Annotated in this window: 2 rRNA genes (1 of these 2 cut by a window edge); both read left to right on the forward strand. The window is 61.6% G+C overall.

What is annotated here, in order from left to right:
* Positions 1 to 407: ribosomal RNA gene (locus GO707_RS11725) — 16S ribosomal RNA — on the forward strand; the annotation flags it as partial.
* Between the two features lie 292 nt (positions 408 to 699).
* A 23S ribosomal RNA gene (locus GO707_RS11730) occupies positions 700 to 2,500 on the forward strand; it runs 1,164 nt beyond the window's last position.

Below are 2,500 nucleotides of genomic sequence, written 5' to 3' on the forward strand. Positions count from 1 at the left end.
AGTTGGGGACTCGCGGGAGACTGCCGGCGTCAAGCCGGAGGAAGGTGGGGACGACGTCAAGTCATCATGCCCCTTATGCCCTGGGCTGCACACGTGCTACAATGGCCGGTACAGAGGGTTGCCACCCCGCGAGGGGGAGCGGATCCCGGAAAGCCGGTCCCAGTTCGGATCGCAGGCTGCAACCCGCCTGCGTGAAGTCGGAGTTGCTAGTAATCGCGGATCAGCATGCCGCGGTGAATACGTTCCCGGGCCTTGTACACACCGCCCGTCACACCACCCGAGTCGTCTGCACCCGAAGCCGCCGGCCGAACCCTTCTGGGGCGGAGGCGTCGAAGGTGTGGAGGGTAAGGGGGGTGAAGTCGTAACAAGGTAGCCGTACCGGAAGGTGCGGCTGGATCACCTCCTTTCTAGGGAGACAACCTAGAGCCGTTCTCATCCTCCCCAGCATCCGGCTGCGAGGGCTCCGAGCGAGAGTCCCCGCGCACCTTGACAGTTGCATAGCGCGTGACATGAAAATGTCAACATGATCAACACCAACATCAATTTCCTAAGCTGATTAGGTTCTCGATGGGTGCTCGCATCATGGAATAGACGATTCATCACGATCGCGAACGTATGTTATACGACGGAATAAATTCTCATTTATATCCAACGGACGAAACCATTAGAAGTAATTACTTCTTTGGCGACCTAGGTAATGGACAAGATATCTAGGGCGCACGGCGGATGCCTTGGCACAGGAAGTCGACGAAGGACGCGGCAAGCTGCGATAAGCCCCGGGGAGTGGCAAACACACCTTGATCCGGGGATCTCCGAATGGGGGAACCCAGCAGGGGTCATGCCCTGCTACCCACGCCTGAATCAAATAGGGCGCAGGGAGGCAACCGGGGGAACTGAAACATCTAAGTACCCCGAGGAAGAGAAATCAACCGAGATTGCGCGAGTAGCGGCGAGCGAAAGCGCACCAGCCCAAACCCGGGCGCGTGTAAGCGGCAGGCGTTGCCGCCCGGGGGTTGCGGGACTCGCGTCCAGGTGCTGCCCACCTGGGAGCGGTCACAAATCCACATGGTAGCGGAACGGCATGGAAGGGCCGGCCGCAGCGGGTGAGAGCCCCGTACGCGAAACCATGCGGACCGCTGACGAGTATCCCGAGTAGGGCCGGGCACGTGAAACCCGGTCCGAAGCCGGGGGGACCACCCTCCAAGGCTGAACACTCTCCTGTGACCGATAGCGAACCAGTACCGTGAGGGAAAGGTGAAAAGCACCCCGAGAGGGGAGTGAAACAGTACCTGAAACCGTGCGCCCACAAGCAGTCGGAGCAGCCTTTGCGCTGTGACGGCGTGCCTTTTGTAGAATGAGCCAGCGAGTTGCGGTGTGCGGCGAGGTTAAGTTTGGAAACGAGCCGCAGCGAAAGCGAGCCTTTAAGATGGCGAGTGAGTCGCACGCTGCAGACGCGAAGCCGGGTGAGCTATCCTGGGGCAGGCTGAAGCGGGGGTAAGACCCCGTGGAGGGCCGAACCCACTTCGGTTGAAAACGGAGGGGATGACCCCAGGATAGGGGTGAAAGGCCAATCAAACCCGGAGATATCTCGTTCTCCCCGAAATAGCTTTAGGGCTAGCCTCGGCCGTTAACCCGCGGTGGTAGAGCCACCGGATCGACGAGGGGGCTTCACCGCCTACCGACTCGAACCGAACTCCGAATGCCGCGGGTCGAGAGGCCGGGAGTCAGAGGGCGTGGGCTAAGCTGCGCGCTCGAGAGGGAAACAGCCCAGACCGCCCGCTAAGGTCCCCAAGTCATCGCTGAGTGGCAAAGGATGTGCGTCTGCCCAGACAACCAGGATGTTGGCTTAGAAGCAGCCATGCATTTAAAGAGTGCGTAACAGCTCACTGGTCGAGTGGACATGCGCCGACAATTCACGGGGCTAAGCGATGCACCGAAGCGGCGGACTGAGAATTCAGTGGTAGGGGAGCTCTCCGCGGGGGGCGAAGCAGCAGGGCGACCTGCTGTGGACCGCGCGGAGGTGAGAATGCTGGCATGAGTAACGAGACCAGGGCGAGAAACCCTGGCGCCGTGAGCCTAAGGGTTCCTGGGCGAGGCTAATCCCCCCAGGGTCAGTCGGGAGCTAAGGCGAGGCCGAGAGGCGTAGCCGATGCGCAGCGGGCAGACATTCCCGCACCGCCGACGGCGCGGCATTACCGATGGGGCGACGGAGAAGGGTAGCCGGGCGGGGTTCTGGACGTCCCCGTGAAAGCGCGTAGGGCGCGCAGCGTGGAAATCAGCTGCGCACGGGGCCTGAGACGCGAGACGAAGCGAGCGAGCGAAGCCGGTGAGCCCATGCTTCCGAGAAAAACCTCTAGGGAGTGCCGTCGGCGCCCGTACCAAAACCGACACAGGTGGGCGGGTAGAACATACCGAGGCGATCGGGAGAACCACGGTTAAGGAACTCGGCATACTGGCCCCGTAACTTCGGGAGAAGGGGCGCCGCCGGCTGTGAACGCCC

The organism is Adlercreutzia rubneri (assembly GCF_009755265.1).
Lineage (GTDB): Bacteria > Actinomycetota > Coriobacteriia > Coriobacteriales > Eggerthellaceae > Adlercreutzia > Adlercreutzia rubneri.